The sequence below is a fragment of the Adhaeribacter arboris genome (assembly GCF_003023845.1).
Lineage (GTDB): Bacteria > Bacteroidota > Bacteroidia > Cytophagales > Hymenobacteraceae > Adhaeribacter > Adhaeribacter arboris.
In genome coordinates, this window is the sequence record NZ_PYFT01000001.1 from 5,817,470 (window position 1) to 5,836,388 (window position 18,919).

At 41.3% G+C, this 18,919-nt stretch carries 12 protein-coding genes and 1 pseudogene; 6 read left to right on the top strand and 7 right to left on the bottom strand.

Annotation, left to right across the window (positions count from 1 at the left end; translation table 11 throughout):
* Window positions 1-7: 7 nt before the first annotated feature.
* The 6 genes from AHMF7605_RS23600 (at window position 8) to AHMF7605_RS23635 (ending at window position 12,979) form a co-directional block, all read left to right on the top strand.
* Complete coding sequence (locus AHMF7605_RS23600; RefSeq protein WP_106932441.1) at window positions 8-1,264, top strand: TCR/Tet family MFS transporter; 1,257 nt, start codon at window positions 8-10, stop codon at window positions 1,262-1,264.
* A 646-nt stretch (window positions 1,265-1,910) separates the two neighbouring features.
* Window positions 1,911-2,333 carry a VOC family protein gene (locus tag AHMF7605_RS23605; protein WP_106932442.1) on the top strand — a complete coding sequence of 141 codons (423 nt, stop codon included), beginning with the start codon at window positions 1,911-1,913 and terminating at the stop codon, window positions 2,331-2,333.
* A gap of 169 nt (window positions 2,334-2,502) precedes the next feature.
* Window positions 2,503-3,480 (top strand): YpdA family putative bacillithiol disulfide reductase, encoded by a 978-nt coding sequence (locus AHMF7605_RS23610; protein ID WP_106932443.1) that lies wholly within the window; start codon window positions 2,503-2,505, stop codon window positions 3,478-3,480.
* Window positions 3,481-5,407: 1,927 nt separating this feature from the next.
* On the top strand, window positions 5,408-6,160 hold the full coding sequence (locus AHMF7605_RS23620; RefSeq protein ID WP_106932445.1) for a DUF4184 family protein: 753 nt from the start codon (window positions 5,408-5,410) through the stop codon (window positions 6,158-6,160).
* Window positions 6,161-6,437: 277 nt separating this feature from the next.
* On the top strand, window positions 6,438-7,778 hold the full coding sequence (locus tag AHMF7605_RS23625) for an undecaprenyl-phosphate glucose phosphotransferase (RefSeq protein ID WP_262512394.1): 1,341 nt from the start codon (window positions 6,438-6,440) through the stop codon (window positions 7,776-7,778).
* Window positions 7,779-8,752: 974 nt separating this feature from the next.
* The gene (locus tag AHMF7605_RS23635) at window positions 8,753-12,979 is read left to right on the top strand and encodes a hybrid sensor histidine kinase/response regulator (protein WP_106932448.1); all 4,227 of its coding nucleotides are present in this window, start codon (window positions 8,753-8,755) and stop codon (window positions 12,977-12,979) included.
* A 916-nt stretch (window positions 12,980-13,895) separates the two neighbouring features.
* Here the strand turns inward: AHMF7605_RS23635 and AHMF7605_RS23640 are convergent.
* From AHMF7605_RS23640 to AHMF7605_RS23675, 7 genes and pseudogenes are all read right to left on the bottom strand, one after another.
* Window positions 13,896-14,816 (bottom strand): bestrophin family protein, encoded by a 921-nt coding sequence (locus AHMF7605_RS23640; protein ID WP_106932449.1) that lies wholly within the window; start codon window positions 14,814-14,816, stop codon window positions 13,896-13,898.
* A gap of 493 nt (window positions 14,817-15,309) precedes the next feature.
* Window positions 15,310-16,125, bottom strand: a complete 816-nt coding sequence (locus tag AHMF7605_RS23650; RefSeq protein WP_106932450.1) for a toxin — start codon at window positions 16,123-16,125, stop codon at window positions 15,310-15,312.
* Complete coding sequence (locus AHMF7605_RS23655) at window positions 16,112-16,360, bottom strand: hypothetical protein (RefSeq protein ID WP_106932451.1); 249 nt, start codon at window positions 16,358-16,360, stop codon at window positions 16,112-16,114. Before AHMF7605_RS23655 ends, AHMF7605_RS23650 begins: the two co-directional genes overlap by 14 nt.
* A 104-nt stretch (window positions 16,361-16,464) precedes the next feature.
* Window positions 16,465-16,796, bottom strand: a pseudogene (locus AHMF7605_RS31280) (hypothetical protein).
* Window positions 16,797-16,959: 163 nt separating this feature from the next.
* Window positions 16,960-17,571 (bottom strand): Nmad2 family putative nucleotide modification protein, encoded by a 612-nt coding sequence (locus tag AHMF7605_RS23665; protein ID WP_106932452.1) that lies wholly within the window; start codon window positions 17,569-17,571, stop codon window positions 16,960-16,962.
* Between the two features lie 3 nt (window positions 17,572-17,574).
* The gene (locus AHMF7605_RS23670; protein ID WP_106932453.1) at window positions 17,575-17,883 is read right to left on the bottom strand and encodes a hypothetical protein; all 309 of its coding nucleotides are present in this window, start codon (window positions 17,881-17,883) and stop codon (window positions 17,575-17,577) included.
* Between the two features lie 104 nt (window positions 17,884-17,987).
* Window positions 17,988-18,875, bottom strand: coding sequence for a phosphorothioated DNA-binding restriction endonuclease (locus AHMF7605_RS23675; RefSeq protein WP_106932454.1), 888 nt, complete (start codon window positions 18,873-18,875; stop codon window positions 17,988-17,990).
* Window positions 18,876-18,919: the final 44 nt, after the last annotated feature.

Below are 18,919 nucleotides of genomic sequence, written 5' to 3' on the forward strand. Positions count from 1 at the left end.
TAAAACTATGGCCGGTAAACGCAAAGCAGCCCTCGGGTTTATTTTTGTAACACTTCTTATTGATGTTATTGGATTCGGAATAATCATTCCGGTAATTCCCAAGCTAATCACTCACTTAATTAATGGCAACTTAAGCGATGCCTCGCGGTACGGAGGCTGGCTCATGTTTGCTTTTTCGGTAATGCAGTTTTTGTTTTCTCCCGTATTAGGTAACCTCAGCGACCGGTATGGGCGGCGGCCCGTCTTACTGATTTCTTTGTTTGGCTTTGGTTTGGATTACTTGTTTGTGGCTTTTGCTCCTAGCTTGGCCTGGTTGTTTGTAGGTCGCTTAATTGCGGGCATTACCGGCGCCAGCATGACTACCGCCGCTGCTTATATTGCCGATATTAGTACCCCCGAAAAAAGGGCGCAGAACTTTGGCATGGTAGGAGCCGCTTTTGGTTTGGGCTTTATTATCGGACCAGTTATTGGCGGGGTTCTGGGGCAGTTTGGGCCGCGAGTTCCTTTTCTGGCGGCGGCAGCTCTTACTTTTATAAATTGGTTGTATGGCTACTTTATTCTACCGGAATCTTTAGCGCCGGAAAATCGCCGGCCTTATAGCTGGAAAAGGGCTAATCCCGTTGGATCGCTGTTACACCTGAAACGTTACCCGGTAATTCTCGGCTTAGTAAGTTGTTTAATTTTTATCTACATCGGGGCGCACGCTACCCAAAGTACCTGGTCGTATTACACTATGGAAAAGTTTAAATGGAACGAAGCTTGGGTAGGATACTCGCTGGGAGCCATTGGCGCCTTGGTCGCCATTGTGCAGGGGGGCTTAATCCGGTATATAAATCCTAAATTAGGGGCTAAGCGTTCGGTTTACCTGGGACTGGCCCTATACACCATTGGCTTTATTTTATTTGCTTTCGCTACCAAAGGCTGGATGATGTTTGCTTTTTTGGTGCCTTATTGTGTGGGCGGAATTGCTGGTCCGGCGGTACAAGGTATTATTTCGGGTCAGGTTCCGGCCAATGAGCAAGGGGAACTGCAAGGAGCTTTAACCAGTCTCATTAGCTTAACTTCCATTGTGGGCCCGCCGCTCATGACTAATTTGTTCGCGTATTTTACCTCGGCAAAAGCCCCGGTTTACTTTCCGGGCGCTCCTTTCCTGATGGGGGCAGTTTTAACTTTAATCAGTTTGTTATTAGCCATGCGGTCTCTGGCCAGTTACCAAGCCAAGCAGCCTGCAACCGTTCCGGAAACTGTTCTTACGGAAGGATAGGGGAATAATTTTATAAAAAGTATACTTATTTAAACTGTTTTAACTTGGAGCCTGTTCCAGTCCCCAGGTTACGGTGCTATCTTGTTTGATGAGTACCCTGTATGCCTCGTGGCCGGCGGGCCTCGTTTGGCTCTCTCGGACGGTTTAGCGAACCTGGGCTCACTCCGTTGCGCCCTGCCTCCTGCGTCGGCACCGGAACGCTAAAAGGTCCTCCATAGCCAAACTGGTGTTAGTTGCTGGTAGCTACTGCTTATTCAATTATCAGTTATAGTTTAAGAATTTGGAAAAACATTTTTCTTGTTTTTTGTGATGATTACTATTTCGATTTCTCTAACCGTTAGAACTAGTTAGTAAGGTAGCCAAGAAGAATTAACACCAGTTTGGCTGTGGAGGGCCTTCTAAGGTTCCGGTGCCGACGCAGGAGGCATGGCGCAACGGAGTGAGCCAAGGTTCGCTAAACCGTCCGAGAGAGCTAAACGAGGCCCGCCGGCCACGAGGCAAACAGGGTACGGCTCCACCGCATCAGCACTGTTCATTGGAGACTTGAAAAGGCTCGAAGTTAAAAACAGTTTATGCATCTTTTTATATAAAATCTAATGCCACCAAAATTTTAAACGTATCTAACACATAAAAAACTCTTATAATAATGGAACCACGTCTTACACTAATTACCCTAGGAGTAACCAATTTAGCCGCATCTACCCAGTTTTACGAACAAAATTTTGGCTGGCGACGACTACCCGCCAGTAACGAAGGTATCGTATTTTTTCAACTGAACGGCATGCAGCTCGCGCTCTTTCCGGACCGCGAGTTAGCTGCCGATGCCGGAGTTGCCGCCGACAATAGAGGATTTAAAAGTTTTAGCTTGGCTCATAACCTGCGGAGTGAACAAGAAGTAGATAAATTAATTCGAGAGTTAGAAAACAAAGGCGTTACTATTGTAAAAAGGCCCCAAAAGGTATTTTGGGGAGGTTACAGCAGCTATGTATCCGATCCGGACGGATTTTTATGGGAAATTGCTTTTAATCCTTTTTTACCTTTGGATGAGAAAGGAAATGTTGTATCCTAATTTTTCTATTTAGAGTTTGTAATGAAGGCTATTATCCGAAATAATTAGAGGAAGAAAAGCATTTATTAGGTTTAAACAGGAATCTTATCAAATTTTGCTGTTATGGTTATCTGCAGGAATACGGAAAACCTAATGACTGCTTTCGTAGTTTAAACCGTAAAATAGCACCGTGAATCAAAATACCTTCGATATTCTTATTATTGGCGCCGGACCAATCGGGCTGGCGTGCGGCTTAGAAGCCCGGCAAGCCGGATACTCGTACCTGATCGTGGAGAAAGGGTGCTTGGTAAATTCTTTGTATAAATATCCGCTTAACATGACTTTTTTCTCCACGGCCGATCGCCTGGAGATTGGGGGAATTCCATTTGCCTCTATCCAGCCAAAACCTAACCGGCCCGAAGCTTTGGAGTATTACCGCCGGGTAACCGATTCGCAAAAGCTCAACGTTAACTTGTTCGAGGAGGTAGTAGCTTTAACATCTGCCGGAGAAAGGTACCAGGTAACAACCTCTAAAGCCACCTATCTGGCCCGACACGTTATTATTGCCATTGGCTTCTACGACGTGCCTAATTTACTCAACATTCCCGGCGAGGATCTCCCGAAAGTAAGGCATTATTATTTCGACCCGCATTTTTATTACAAACAAAAGATAGTAGTAATTGGCGCGAACAATTCGGCGGCCGATGTTGCCCTGGAAACTTTCCGCAAAGGAGCGGAGGTAACCATGATTATCCGGGAAGCAGAACTGGGCCGCATCAAGTACTGGACCAAACCCGATCTGGAAAATCGAATTGCCGAAGGTTCCATTAAAGCGTATTTTCAATCGCACCTCACGCAAATCCGGGAAAGAGAAGTAGAGGTGCAAACCCCAACTGGAAAGATTACTTTAGCCAACGATTACGTTTTAGCCATGACCGGCTACCAACCCCAGTTTGGCCTACTACAAAATTTCGGGATTACTTTGTCGCCGGATTTTAAACGCCACCCGTACTACCATCCTGAAACTATGGAAACCAACTTAAGAAATGTATTCCTGGCGGGAGTTATCTGCGGCGGCATGGATACCCACATTTGGTTCATCGAAAACTCGCGGGAGCACGCCGTTAAAATTATCCGGCACATTCAGGGGCAAAAGCAGGAAGTATAACGAAGTACGTATTATCTATTTCGTTTTTAGAATATGTTTTTAAGTATGCCTGGAAGGATTTAAGAAGAGCAGAGATGGTTGGGAATCCTATTAAATTCTAAAATGAAATATAAAGAGTGGATGGCTACTCTTAATTATTTTACTTGGAACCTTCTCAAGTCTCCAGTTGGCGGTGCTAACGCGGTGGAGCAGTACTCTGTTTGCCAGCACCGGCGGGTTTCGTTTGACCCTTCTGCCCTCTGGGCACTTCTCCTAAAAACTAACGATTAGAACCCTTATTTTCTTATCAGTTCCTGTTTCCCGTTTTCAACTGGGAACTACTGATAGCCGCCAGTTTACAACTGTCAGGAGGCGCAAAACACGTAACTAGGCGAACAGGCGAATATAAATTATTGTTCCGCCAGTTAGAAACGGACGAAATAGAAAGCTCCCAGTTACAAACGGGAACCAGGAAAACGCAGGAAAGATACTTCTTCTAATTACCTGTCCTAATCGTAGTCCTAAAAACAGGGGAGGGGAGGCGGCACTACTTCTTTTCCTTACCTCAATTAATTTAGCAGAATGCTCAAGCACCGCAACCTTAGAAGGCTCTCCATCGCCAAACGGGTGTCCGTTGCCAGTAGTTATTAGTTCTACCAAATAGAGATAGTAAAATTAGGAAGCAAGTCTTGCTTATTTCCATTTGATTGGTAGTAAATGCTGAATACTTTCGGAGAGAAGTGGCTCTGCTGATGGTAGGTTATTAAGTACTCTTGAAAAAGGAAGGAAGCGTCTATAGCGAACGCCCGCGGTTGTGGTTTAAAGGTACTATCGCAAACGTCCTCGTTTGTAACGATTAGGGGTAGGCATCTCGCTAACGCTGGCTAAGGCCAGCCCATAAGAATCCACAAACACGGACGCCTACAACAGCAAGAACAGAATTTAAATAGGTTAGCTTCCAGGGAGTAGAGCAGTTGAGTCCTGTTGGTAAAAGCATTTCTGGCGCGGGTGTCCCGACCGTTTTCTCTCATTCTCCGACCTCTGGCCAGTGGAAATATAAAATTTAAATTTTAAAGAAAGTCTATCGGTTGGCTCGGCCAGAGGCCTACTAATACCAAATAGTAAAAAGTAGCTGCCCTAGAAAGAGCAGTTACTGCTTTCTCAGCCTCTCTTTGGAGACTTAAAAAGGCTCCAAAGAAAAGCCGTCGTAAACGCGACAAGACTCTGTATGGCACCTTCTATTTACTAACTGGTATAAATTATAGCCACGAGCGTAGACGCTCGCGCCACAAAATTGCTTTTACCAGCGGATTGAATGAATTTAGCTTTTAAAGGGAATGCTTACCTTAAGACTTAAAATTCTAAATAGATTCATCATTCAAAATCCCTTCCTAACTTTAGGCCCATTTAAATTTTAGATTTATTCCGGTACGTTTAACAATTAAAATTTTTAGTTTAATTGCTATGCTTTTGAAAAAGACATTAGACCCAATGAAAGAAATAAGTCGTAACGGGCCATTCGGATACCATAACTATCTTTTGTAATAAACTGTAGCTAAGAAAAACTAATACCAGTTTGGCTGTGAAGTACTTTCTATGCTTTCACTGAAACTAAAATACACTTAAATCAAAAAGTTAAATAAAGGAGAAATTATAAAAACAGTAACTAAGAAGAATTGACCCCAGTTTGGCGGTGGAGGGCCTTCTAAGGTTCCGGTGCCGCAGGCATTCCGACGCCAGGAGGAAAGGAAGCTTAGACCCGCCCGGAAAAGCCAAACGAGGCCCGCCGGCCACGAGGCAAACGGGTTACGGCTCCATCGCATCAGCACCGCTGCCTGGAGCCGGGAACCGGCTCCAAGTAAAACAATATGAGTAGCACCATGCCTGCTACAGTAATGAAAGTAAATCAAACTGAACCGCTATTTTTATTATAAAAAAAAATCAAAGCATGCCTTTTACCTTTTCTCATCCCGCCGTTGTTTTACCGCTTTACTATTTGCCTAAAAAATTAAGATCGGTTACCGGGTTAGTAATCGGCAGCATCGTGCCGGATTTTGAAAAGTTCTTCCGGATGAGCATTCACGATGGTTTCAGTCATACCTGGCCCGCTATTTTTTACTTTAATTTACCTTTAGCTGTTCTGCTGAGTTTTGCTTTTCACCAAATAGTTCGGGACCCTTTCATTGATAACCTGCCCTTATTTTTGAAGAGAAAATTGCTGTTCTTTAAAACTTTTGATTGGCTCAGTTATTTCAAGAAACACTACCTGCTGGTTATAGCTTCTATTTTAATGGGGGTTTTATCGCATCTTACCTGGGATAGCTTCACGCATCCCGGTGGGAAATTGGCTATGAGGCTACCATTTTTATCAGAATGGATCGAAGTTTTTAATCACTACATGCTGCTATCTACTTTTTTTGATCGGGTAAGTTCCGTTTTAGGGGAGATAATAATTATAGGAGTGGTTCTAAGCTTGCCCACCCAAAAAATGTCCCGGGGACTAAATAACAAAAAAAAATCTTTCTGGTTTATTACCGTACTACTTACACTGTTAATTATTACTTTAAGATGGTGGGTAGGAATAGAACCGCAATATTTTATCTGGGATTTACTAGTATCGATGATATCTGCTTCCCTGTTAGGTTTATTGATTACTGCTTATGGAATAAAAGTATTTAGCAGTACTAGTAAAATCTGGTAAAGAATAAATTTGGAGCCAGGCTTGCCTTATATAAACCAGAATATTTTATTGGAAAGCGATACCCCTGATACCTTATTTCAACTTGATTCCTTTGTAGTAGAATCCGGAATTATTAAATTCTTACGCCTTCTTTATTACGAGGTAAAGTTTTGAATTAATTTTTGAAGGCGAGAAAATAACCAGACTAAACCATAAAATATATAAAAGTATAATTTGTTGCCAGTGTAAATTTGCGCTGATTTTCAGCAAATAATGGGTTAATATCATTATAGACTACCTGATTTTAAATTTTTCTATCATATTAGCTCTACACTTGGATGGCACCATTTCTTTAACAAATAGTCTATCCGATTTGCATAAGTTAAACTTCCTTATATTAAATCTATTTTGGTTTTACTGCGCTAAATTAATTGGACTTTATAGCAACGTTTTAAAACGGGATGCTGGTCCTACAATGAAAGATACGGCGCTTACTTTGTTTTTTTATTTTATCTCTATTTACACCCTTAGTAATTACTTCTTCTTTCTGGATTTTTCTCCTGGGTTTTTAATTCTTTCCTCCATATTTATTACGTTTTTAATAGTAGCCTGGAAATTCTACTTTCTTGCGCTTAGGCGGGCTCAACGAAGATTTTGGGTAGAACGCACCCGCATTGTAATTTTAGGAGCAAACCGGGCGGGTAGGGAAATAAGTAAATACTTGAATGCGAATCCTCAATTAGGCTATAAAGTAGAGGGGATTTTTGATGATTATGTTCCACCGGTATTAGAAGGCCAAAAGTTGTTGGGTAAAATAGAGGATTGTTTTAATTATATGAAAACAACGGGTATATCGGAAGTATACTGCGTTTTGCCCAATAAAGAAATAAGTCGGATAAAGTTGTTGATGCAAGAAGCAGATAAACTGATGATCCGGTTTAAATTAGTGCCAGACATTAACGATTTTATCGAACACAATGTATTTACCGGCAAAAACCTAAAGTTCTCTTTACTCACACATCGTACGGAGCCTCTGGAAAACAAAGCCAATGAAGTGCGTAAACGAATATTTGACGTGGTTTTTTCTTTATTGGTAGTCGCTGGTCTGCTAAGTTGGTTAATACCTATTTTGGGGTTAATGATAAAGTGGGATTCAAAAGGCCCCGTGTTTTTTAAACAATTACGTTCCGGAAGGGATAACCGACCTTTTTACTGCTTTAAGTTTAGAACCATGGCGGTTAACTACGATGCGGATAGAAAACAAACGCAGAAAGGAGATGCGCGCGTAACCCGAGTAGGCGCCTTCCTCCGGAAAACCAGTATGGATGAACTGCCCCAGTTTATTAATGTATTGCTAGGGGATATGTCGGTAGTAGGGCCCCGGCCCCATATGTTGAAACATACCGAAGATTATTCAGTTTTAATTGATAAATACATGGTACGCCAGTTCCTTACTCCGGGAATTACCGGATGGGCCCAGGTAAATGGATTTAGAGGCGAAACCAAAGAAACGGAATCTATGTCGAAGCGGGTTGAAGCCGATTTATGGTATCTGGAGAATTGGTCCTTATTTTTAGATATCCGGATTGTATTATTAACTGTATGGCAAGCAATGAAAGGCAGTGAAAATGCTTACTAGTTCTTAACTTATGTTAAACAGTTACGGAGTAAAAATAGTACTTAAAAGAAGCATCATGTAACTAATTAGCGAAGAAACGAGGTTATTTCTCCACAAAGCTTTGCTAATTATTCTGGTTATAGAGGCTAATACAAGGCCTAGTAATGCTCCCGTTGTACCATAAACTAAAATCTCTAGTAAACTCATTCTTTATTTTTCAATTTCTAGCAATTTTAACTTTAGCCCTTTTAAACGAAAAAGTTAAATTTTGGTTTCGGAAAACAGCTCTACCTGTTGTGGATTACCTAGGTTTAAACAACTTAGATTTCAACCATAGAAATGTTTCGCTTCGGATAAATAAAGTGGCTCATTCATCTACCCGCAACTTCAATTTTTACGACCTCTATCTTCTTCAAACAACTACTAAATATAGTATTATTTCTATTTTGCTTACGATGCTTTTACCTGACTTGTATTATTTAAACGATATTCTCGTTATTTCTATAACTTTTCAGAGATATTTTTAATAATACCGGCACTTTAAAAATGTATAGCTGTTTATCTGAAGGAACAGTTAAAGTTTGTTTTACAGATAGTAGTTGAATTATAGAAAGATACTTTACTTAAAAGGGAAATTCATCTAGCGATTTTGCGGTAGAAATTATGGATTCATTTAAATTAGGTGTTTATAAGTAAGTTGTATAAAAAGAAGACGGAGATAGTAGTAACTTCTTATTTTTGAAAGTTTACTATTTTGTTTGATGGCAGTATTTATTAAGTAGCCCATAGCGTTATAAATTTGATAAGATGATTCTTTTTAACTGGTGCTTCATAGGTAAACACGCCGGCATACTTAAAATAAATTTTATCTGTAAAAAAATGGAATTAAGTAGCTTATTAGGAACGCTATAAACCTTGATGATTAGATAAGTATTCATACTAACCGGTTATAATCAAGTTCAGCGGAAAAGTAGGAAAGTGCCCGTAATTGTAAGATGAAACAACTTCTTTTAAGTATATTTTTTTATTTCTGCACCCTGGTCGTTTTCGCGCAAGCGCCAGATTTAAAATTTACTCATTTAACTAACGCGCAAGGTTTGTCCCAGAGTACGGTAATGTGTATTCTGAAAGATAAGTTCGGGTTTATGTGGTTTGGTACTATGGATGGGCTAAATAAGTACGATGGTTACAATTTTACCGTGTACCAGCACGACCCTACTAAACCAGGCAGCATTCCGGCTAGCGATATCATGGCGCTTTACGAAGACAAAGCCGGTAATTTATGGGTGGGCACCAACGGTGGAACGTTAAGCCGCTACGATCGGGCCAGCGATACTTTTGTGCATTACCAGGCAAATCCAAAGGATAAGCAAGCCATCAGCGATAAAGCCGTTACCGCTATTTTTGAAGATAGGAAAGGAAATTTTTGGTTAGGTACTATTGCGGGCTTAAACCTGTTCGACCGGAAAACGGGGAAAGCTACCCGGTTTATGGCGGGCCCCCGGAATTCAAACCATTTAAGTAACAGCAGTATTAACGCTATCACCGAAGATACCGCGGGCAATTTGTGGATTGGTACGAATAATGGCCTGAATTGCTTTGATGCCCGGACGAAAACCTTTACTCAATTTCTGCACCACGATAGTAAAGACCAAAGCCTTGCTTACAACTATGTTACTGCTCTGTTGCCGGCCGCTAATGGTAACGTTTGGGTGGGTACCTATGGTGGGTTGGATTTATACAATGCTGATACCAAAACTTTTACGCATTTCCGGCAAAACCCGGGTGCCCCGCATAATTTGAGTAGTAATACCATTTATGCGCTTACCCATGCTGCCCCGGGAAAAATTTGGATTGGCACCGAGCAAGGATTAAATCTCTACGACAGCGAAACCAACCAATTTCAAAGCTACACTAAAAAAGCTTACGACGCAGCCAGTCTGAGTCATAATTCTGTTATTTCGTTGCTCCAGGATAAGCAAGGAATTTTATGGGTGGGTACTAATTCCAGCGGTTTAAATAAATACGATCCCAATTTATCTTCGTTTACCTTATTCCAGAGCCATAACCTGGGTCCGGGGAGTTTAAGTTTTAATATTGTATCCTCCTTTGCTGAAAAAGATAACAATAACGTTTGGATAGGTACGGACGGGGGTGGGTTAAATCTTTTTAATCGGACTACCCGAAAATTCACCCATTGGCTTCCTAAAGCTGGTAACAAAAATTCGCTGTCGAATGCGGCGGTGCTGGCTTTAGTGCAGAGCCGGAAAACCGACAATCTCTGGATTGGTATGTTTGATGGCGGCCTGGACCGCTACAATTGGAAAACAAAAACTTTTACGCATTATAAAGCCGGTAACACACCTTATCATTTAAGCCACAACTCGGTATTCCGGTTACTGGAAGACCAGCAGGGTAACATCTGGATTGGTACCGGTGGCGGCGGATTAAATAAGCTGGATGTTAAAACCCAAAAAATTACCCGCTACCAGTACGATCCGGCCAACTCCAATAGTCTTAGTAGCGATTATATCCGGGCTTTGTACCAAGACAAAAACGGAAATATCTGGATTGGTACTTATTCGGGTAGTCTGAATAAATTGAATCCCCAGACACAAACCTTTACGCGGTACAATAAAGAAAATAGTAATCTGAGCCACGATGTAGTTATATCCATAACCGAGGACCGGCAGGGGAATCTGTGGGTAGGTACCATGGGCGGCGGCTTAAACGTCTTGAACAAGAAAACAAACAAGTTTACTTCTTTTAAGGAAGAACAGGGTTTACCCAGCAATGTTATTAATAGCATTGTGGAAGATACCGCTGGTTTTTTGTGGTTGAGCACCAATAACGGAGTAAGCCGGTTTCATCCTAAAAACAAAACGTTTAAGAATTATAGTCCTTACAATGGTTTGCAAAGTTACGAATTTACCGATGGGGCGGGAATGATTACCTGGGATGGAGAAATATATTTGGGGGGTAGTAACGGTTTTAACGCATTCCGGCCCGAGCAAATAGTAGATAATAAGAATGTGCCGCCGGTTATACTTACCGATTTGAATTTATTTAATAAATCGGTGAATATTGGGGGCAATTCTCCTTTGCAGCAGCATATCAGCCAGACCAAAACCATTACTTTGCCGTACGACCAGGCCGTTTTTGCACTGGAATACGCTGCTCTGAGTTATACCATTCCCGAGAAAAACGAATATGCTTACCTTCTGGAAGGCTTTGATAAACAGTGGAACCACGTAGGAACAGAGCGAAAAGCTACCTATACCAACCTCGATCCGGGTACCTACATTTTCCGGGTAAAGGCGGCCAACAACGATGGAGTCTGGAATCCGGAAGCCACCACTTTAGAAATAATTATTGCTCCTCCTTACTGGATGACCTGGTGGTTCCGGCTGCTGCTAGCCGGGGTGGTAGTGGGAGGCATTTTTGCTTTTTACCGCAGCCGGTTACAAATTATCCGGGAGCAGCAAGCCAAACTAGAGCAGCAAGTACAGGAACGTACGGCTCAGGTAAGTCACCAGAAAGAAGAACTGGAAAGCCAGGCTGTTCATTTAAAACAGTTGAATGAGCAATTACAAGACCAGCAGGAATACGAAAAACAAGCCAAAGAAGAGGCCGAGCAAGCTCGTCAGGAAGCCGAAAAAGCCAACCAGGCCAAGAGTATCTTTCTGGCTACTATGAGCCACGAGATCCGTACACCGTTAAATGGGGTAATTGGGATGACTGCTTTACTCGCGGAAACGAACCTGGATGCTGAACAACGCCACTTTACCGAAATTATTAGCCACTCGGGTAAAAACTTACTTTCCGTCATTAACGATGTGCTCGATTTTTCAAAAATTGAATCGGGCAAGATGGAATTGGAACAGCAGCCTTTCCAGTTGCGGGAATGCCTGGAAGAAGTGTTGAACATGTTTGCGAATAAGGCCGCCCAGCAAAAATTAGAGTTACTTTACGATCTCGATTTCAGTTTACCCGACTACATTGTGGGGGATTACAGCCGTCTGCAACAAATTTTAATAAACCTGGTCGGCAACGCGGTTAAGTTTACTTCCGAAGGCGAGATTGTGGTAACCGTAAGGCCGGTACAAAAATTAGAAAATAACCAATTAGAACTAAGCTTTACCGTACAGGATACGGGAATTGGCTTTTCGCCGGAAAAATCCGCGCATTTATTTCAAGCCTTTTCTCAACTCGATTCCTCGACTACGCGCAAGTTTGGCGGTACGGGTTTAGGTTTGGCTATTTGCAAAAGATTAGTAGAATTAATGGGCGGCCAGATTAGCGCTGCTAGTGAACCTGGGGAGGGCACTACTTTCCGGTTTACTCTGTTTACAACAGCGGCTACCAATCTTACTACCGAAAAAATAACTTTTGAGAAAGGCCTGAGTGGTAAAAATATTTTGGTAGTTGCCCCGAATGCCACTTTTAGGCAGTTACTGCACCAGCAACTAGCCTACTGGCAGTATAAACCCGTTGTGGTAGCATCCGCCCGCGAAGCGCTCGCGGTGGTGAAAGAACAAACTTTTGCTGCGGTACTCACCGACCGGCAATTACCCGGTATGGACGGGGTGTCCCTGGCCCTGGCTTTGCGGCAGCAATATCCTAATCTGCCGCTTATTTTGTTTTGTAATTTAGGCAGCGATCTGGATGCGGAAGCACGTACCCTTTTTAGCTGTATCTTGAATAAACCGATAAAGTACCAGGCTTTACAGCAAGCATTAATTGATGGTCTGGAACAAAGGCTACCTGAAGCCCAGTCTTCGCCAGCAGAACATAAGCTTTCGGAAAAATTTGCCAATCAATATCCGTTGCGCATTTTAGTGGCCGAAGATTACCCCATTAATCAGTTATTTGCCCGGATGGCGCTGGAGCGTTTGGGTTATGCAGTTAAAATGGCTGAGAATGGTTTACAAGTGCTCGCCGCCTGCGAACAAAACCGCTACAACGTGATACTCATGGACGTGCAAATGCCCGAAATGGATGGTTTAGACGCTACCCGGGCTATTCGGGCGCAGGTGGGTAGTCCGCAGCCGTACATTATTGCCACTACGGCCAGCGCCCTTGCCGAAGACGAGCAAGCTTGTATGCAAGCCGGTATGAACGCCTATATTAGCAAACCGATCGATCTGGATGAACTGATGCAGGCTTTACAAAAAGCTTCAGTGGTAATAGAGCAGGAAGAAGCGGAGCGCGTAAAGGGTTAGAGCGTCATGTTATTTTTTATTCAAATTTTATCAGACTCCGCTTAAAGAGCACTTTTTTATTTTAAGTTTAATACCTGTTTGACTGTAGAGCGTTTTCAAGTTTCCAGTCAAAGGTATTGATGCAATTTAAAAGTCCTTCTTCGGAGGGGGTAGGGGAAGGATACCTTGAATTTGTGAATAATTTTCGTGGGATCTTTTCCAGTCTTCAGGCAGCGGTGCTATCTTATTTGAACGGTAACCAGCTTGCTTCCTGGCCAGCGGGCCTCGTCGTTCCGACTGTTGTCTGTTCTGCTAACTACCGCTTTTCTGACTTCTCCTTTATTTATCTTTTTTGTTCTAAGAGTAGCTTAGCTCTAGTGTAAGCGTAGCGTAGAAGGCCCTCCACAACCAAACTGCTGTCAGTTATTCTTAGTTACTGATTGGTTATAAGCCATTTTATCTGCCATTCTGAAAGAATCTATTTTGATTAGGTAGGTAAGTGGCTATTACACTAAAACGCAATATTTATCTTCATAACCACTAATCCAAAGAAAGCCGTTTATAGGCAGGTGTTGCGAACTATTTAGAAGTAAGGCTTCAATAGTGTTTTGAAAATAGAGGTAAACCCGAAATTTTTGCCGGGAAATAGTATTATTACATTTGCTTTACTACGAACGTTTCACTCAAGTACAGGTATCTATTGAAAGGGAAAAGAAAGGAATGATAGAAGCCAGGAAAGGATTTGGAATAAGTAAAAGAATGGAATCCTTAATGGAAATTCATTGTAGCCCACTCGTTTAATTCAGCTAAGAAGATTCCTTTTGATTGCCAAGTTTTAAAGTAAAAGTTCTGGTAGGAAAAGTACGGCGATAAGCTTTTACCAGCAGGAAAATTTTAAAAATTTAATCTTTTAAGAGAGCCTCTCTCCACCCAAAACTTAATCCGCCCAATAAGGTTTTTTTCTTGCCGGGAAAACCGGGGCTTCCTGGCCAATCATTTCCAGCAGCGAAGCTTCGATGGTTTGGCAAATGGTATTCAGGGGCAGGTCATTCGGTTCTACGCCGAAGGGTTCTTCAATTTCGGTAACAATAGCATCCAGGGCGATAAAGGTGTAGCCCACAAATACCGTCATGATGGGAGTCATCCAACCAATGCTGTCAACCAGGCCAAAGGGCAGCAAAAAGCAATAAATGTACACGGTGCGGTGCAGCAGCACACTGTAGGTGTACGGGATAGGAGTGCCGGCAATCCGTTCGCAACCGCCCACAATGGCTGAGAGCTGATTCAGGTTGTGGTCGAAAGCGGCTTGGGTGATAGAATCTATCTGGCCTTCGGTTTTAAGTTGCTGTATCCAAAGCCCCATTTCCTGCAACAGCCGAATGGGTTTAAACTTTACTTTTTGTACGGCCTGGGCCAGGTCGAGGGGAAGCAGGCGTTGTAAATCCGGGGTAGCACTGGTGCGGCGCAGTTGGTGTTTGAGGGCGTAGGCAAAAGAAATAACCAGGCGGGTAAAAAAAACTACTCGCTCGGACTGCGCAGGTAAATTAGTTAAGGTAAGCGCCTGACGGGTGAGCGACCTAGAGTCAATGAGTAAGGCGCCCCAGAGTTTGCGGCCTTCCCAGAAACGGTCGTAGCTGGCGTTGTTCCGAAAACCCAGAAAAATAGCCAAGGCAATACCAATTAAAGTAAAAGGCGTCGGGTTCAACGGAATTTTGTACGCGAAAAACTGTCCCCGGAAATACACAATCAACGAAGAAAGCAGCAACAAGGCCACTAAACGCGGGAAAATCTCCGGCAGCACCGATCCGTGCCACACAAACAGCATCCGGAACCAATTACTTTTTTCTTTTATAATCATGGCAAGAATTTGGCCGGCAAACTTAGGAAGGCATTCTTGAAAAACCTACGGAATGTTACTGGCTTAAGTAGTTTAACCGTTGGTAGAAGGCGCATAGTTTAAAACGGGCAACATATTGCTACGCCGCTAAAGTTTAGAAGAAGAAATGAGCAATTGGATACTAACAACCATTAAGAAGGCCGCTGGCCATTTAGAACAACTTAAAAGAAAATTCGTGCATTCACGTAATAGAAAAGGAAAATAGGAGAACCATTAGCATCTCCATTTCTGACTTAGAATATAATAAGTTCGGTAAAAAACGGACCAATTAAGTTTCTCTGACTTTATAGATTTAGTAAGTAAAGAATTAACCCGTCAAAATTTAATTAAAAGCATAGAACTGGCAGAAAAATATAGTCTGGCTACATTATCTAGGGAAGACATAACCAAAGAAGTAAAAGCAGTAAGAAGAAATGCAAAGAATAATCCTGGACACTAATGTTTGTAGGAGAATTTAATCTGGCTTTTTAGCTTCATTCAAAACCTTATTAGAATAGTATTTGATAAACCAATCCGGAACTTTCGAATCATCTAGTTTGTCCCAAACCTTTTTACCTTTTACTACTTTAAAATGAGCAAACGGTTCAAATACATCTTGCGCAGAAGTATCCGTTGAATTATCAAAAAAGAAAGCCTGGTAAGCAATTTGAGCCGCTTCGAATAATAAATCCAGGGAAAGGTAATATCTTTTTACAATTTTATCGGGTGGTACATCGTGGCCCCCTTTGGCTTTCCTGACTTCTACCCGGTATTTGTTTACTTCCGGCGAGTTAGTAGAAACAAAATAAAGATATACTTTATAACCGGCTTGGGCAGCTTCCTTCATGATAGCTAATTTAGAAGAGTGGGAAAAAACCGTTTCGAAGGAAAACTTCTTCCGGATTGCCAATAATTTCTTTCGAAGAAAATCAGCAATTATTTGCGCCAGACGTTCCCGTGTCTCTTGTCCTAAATGTTGTAAAATAATTTGATTGTTGGTAAGCTTAAAACAAGCCAGAAAAGTAACTGTGGTAAAGTTATTATTAATCAGGCCAGAAGAAATGGCTATTTGCGTAAATTCTTCTAATGTTACCTGAACCTCATAAGTATTAAAAGTAAATTTATTCAGAAGTAAAGCTTGCGCAATATCGTCGGCGTTTACGTAAATACCGAAATCTACCTTTTTATTTTCAACCTTGTAAGCTTTTACGGCATTAATAATGGTGCTTTTACCGGAACCGTTCGGTCCGGCAAACACGCGTAATCGTAAAGTAGAATTAATCGAGGGCAATGGGCCGCGAGCGGTTTACGGGTTCAGTAGGTAACAATTGGGTAATAGTACCGTTTTTATCTTCCCGCACTACCCAGCCATTTTCGGCTTTTATCACAAAACCTTTTATTTTCATGGCTTCCTGGGAAGCTTTTCTAACGGCAGGGCTGGTTGCCCGTACCAACACCTCTTTGGTTAAAGAATCGTTTTCCTCGTTACTTTTATCTATATGTAACTTCTTCTTTTTAACTTTCATAGCTTGAAGATACGAATAATAAAGGAAATTGGCTATTGTCTCCCATAATAGAAGTAAGTTGCTTTTTTTTCCATTTAGCCAAACGTGCAAGTAACGACAAATAGCTATGGCGCCAGGTAAGTCATTTTCTTAGATTGGACGGGTGAAAGAGCGGGCATCGATGAGATAAGTAAGGCGTCCCAGAGTTTGCGGCCATCCTGGAAAAGCTCATAGCTGGCATTATTCCGGAAGCCTAAAAAATGGCCAGGGCAATACCAATTAAAGTAAAAGGCGTCGGGTTCAGCGGAATTTTATACGCAAAAAACTGTCCCCGGAAATACACAATCAACGAAGAAAGCAGCAACAAAGCCACCAAACGCGGGAAAATCTCCGGCACCACCGACCCGTGCCACACAAACAACATCCGGAACCAATTACTTTTTTCTTTTATAATCATGGTATGAATTTGGCCGGCAAATTTAGAGAAGGATTGCCGGAAAACCTACCAATTTGAACTTAGGAGATATAGCCTATTTGAGTTTAGTTAAGATTCTTGGAAAGGTACTTGACTTCTGCTCTAAAAAGATAAACCAAATTTATATATTGAGAACTATTATTTTTTACCACAAACCTAATTGGTTATAGATTGTCCAGTTTAGAGGATCACCAATGATACCACTTTCATATCTTTGACTTACCCAGTTAATGAATCTTTCACCTAGCTTATAATCAAGCTTCTTTTCAAAATCCCTGCTTTTGCAACAAAGACTAATAAACTCACTTGGAATTTTAAAATGTTTATTACCAAAATAATAAAACGTATCTGAAATTAAGACATATTTACCGCTTAAAGCCCTTGTAAGATTTGCTTCATTAATTAAGCCATTTTCAAAGCTATGGTGAGAGTCAGTATGGCACCAAATATTACTTTCATTTTTGTAATATATGTTGTCGCCATATATTTGAGCTAAACTACCATTTAAAACGGGCTTTTTACATGAATAACCAGGTGAAGACCAATACTCTTCATAAGTAATTTTACCAGTTACCTTCATTAAAAAGATTAGATGGTTGATTAAACCAATTTCTTTTGCTCCTGTTCCTATAATCCAATCATTAATGTTTGCAGCTTTTCGAATTTTAGGCTTGCAATTAGCCAAAGTACAAATACCAAAAAATGGATTTGGTGCAAAACCATAATCACGGACAATTTTATAAGAATAAAAATCCATAAATTATTGGCATTTAACTCGTTCAAGGGACCAGTTAGGTGTGCCAGGGGTACCATCATGGTTACACCAACCAATATCTTTACCTTCTAAAGCATCAATAATTTTACCTGAGTTCATACCAGTTAACCCATGACCGTAACGCTTTGCAGAAAAAATACTCCAAATTACTTCTTTTGGATCGAATTGGGTTATAATCGCACTTATTATTAATAATAAGAGGTAAATTTTAATAGCACCTAAATAAGATTTCTGCGTCTTTATTGAAGCAAGATTTGCGGAAAAGTATAAACTTGAATAGCCTTTTGGATCCATATTTTAATGGTAACTCTTTAATATTTTATTTTGAGCTTTATACTAGTAATCAGTTCTAAATTAAAATAGATTGTTGAAGTATTATATAATGAATTCATTGTTAGTTAACACTCTCTATATCCTCCCTTGAAAACCTCATTCACATGCCAAGCCGTAAAGTTTGGGCTGGGGTAAAAAGCTTTTTTCTGTGGTGGTTTAATGTACTTGCCGTGGTGTTGAATTAACCATTCATTAGCTCCTTGCCCATTTACTTCATCCGATACTAACATTTGTAATTCATAATTTAAAGTAAAAGCACCCAGGTCGAACAGCTTGTGGTGGGTGGCACATAAGGCTAAACCGTTTACTTCTTCGTCTGGTCCACCAGCCTGGTGCCATTTAATATGAGCTGCTTCCAAAGCTAAAATCTTATTTTTGAGGCGCACGCTAAAGCCGCAAACGGCACATTGGTATTCATACGCTTTTAAAACATTTTCTCGGAAAAGTGGGTCACGTCTCCGTACTGGTCTTGAAACAGATGGATTAAAGGTAATTTGTAATCCTACTGCATCCAGAATGTCCTGGTGAATAGTTTCCGGAAAATTTTGCTCCAGTATAAGTTCGGCAACACTACTTAGTAGGCTTGGATTCTTTTTCAAATGCTGCACTATCTCGTCCGGAAATTTTCCTTGCACATCGTTAGATAAAAGATACTTAGAAGTATAATCTTGTTTGGTGTTCAGCAACTCTGGCTTGTTAAACTGCCACAAGCCATCATTAGCTAACCGAATAAATGGGAAAGTGCTATAAATTGTTTTCCGGGGAGGACCAAAATCTACTAACAAATCTTTTAATCTTGGTTCTATAGTAGCGTAGGGTATAAAGCCTGCATTGCCTCTTTGAATTTCACCAAGTGCTAAAAGCATTAAGAGCGGTTTATGGGGCGCTCTGGTACCTTTACTTTGCCAGGTTTTTATACTTTTAAACTGCTCAAGAATATTTTGTTCTTCCATTCCTACGGTATCTTTTCAAAGTACTCAGGAAATTTAATTATTCT

What these genes read in the sequence shown, in the direction of transcription:
- AHMF7605_RS23600 (WP_106932441.1), top strand. Translation starts at nt 8, where the DNA reads ATGGCCGGTAAACGCAAAGCAGCCCTCGGGTTTATTTTTGTAACACTT.
- AHMF7605_RS23605 (WP_106932442.1), top strand. Translation starts at nt 1,911, where the DNA reads ATGGAACCACGTCTTACACTAATTACCCTAGGAGTAACCAATTTAGCC.
- AHMF7605_RS23620 (WP_106932445.1), top strand. Translation starts at nt 5,408, where the DNA reads ATGCCTTTTACCTTTTCTCATCCCGCCGTTGTTTTACCGCTTTACTAT.
- AHMF7605_RS23635 (WP_106932448.1), top strand. Translation starts at nt 8,753, where the DNA reads ATGAAACAACTTCTTTTAAGTATATTTTTTTATTTCTGCACCCTGGTC.
- AHMF7605_RS23640 (WP_106932449.1), bottom strand. Translation starts at nt 14,816, where the DNA reads ATGATTATAAAAGAAAAAAGTAATTGGTTCCGGATGCTGTTTGTGTGG.
- AHMF7605_RS23655 (WP_106932451.1), bottom strand. Translation starts at nt 16,360, where the DNA reads ATGAAAGTTAAAAAGAAGAAGTTACATATAGATAAAAGTAACGAGGAA.
- AHMF7605_RS23665 (WP_106932452.1), bottom strand. Translation starts at nt 17,571, where the DNA reads ATGGATTTTTATTCTTATAAAATTGTCCGTGATTATGGTTTTGCACCA.
- AHMF7605_RS23670 (WP_106932453.1), bottom strand. Translation starts at nt 17,883, where the DNA reads ATGGATCCAAAAGGCTATTCAAGTTTATACTTTTCCGCAAATCTTGCT.
- AHMF7605_RS23675 (WP_106932454.1), bottom strand. Translation starts at nt 18,875, where the DNA reads ATGGAAGAACAAAATATTCTTGAGCAGTTTAAAAGTATAAAAACCTGG.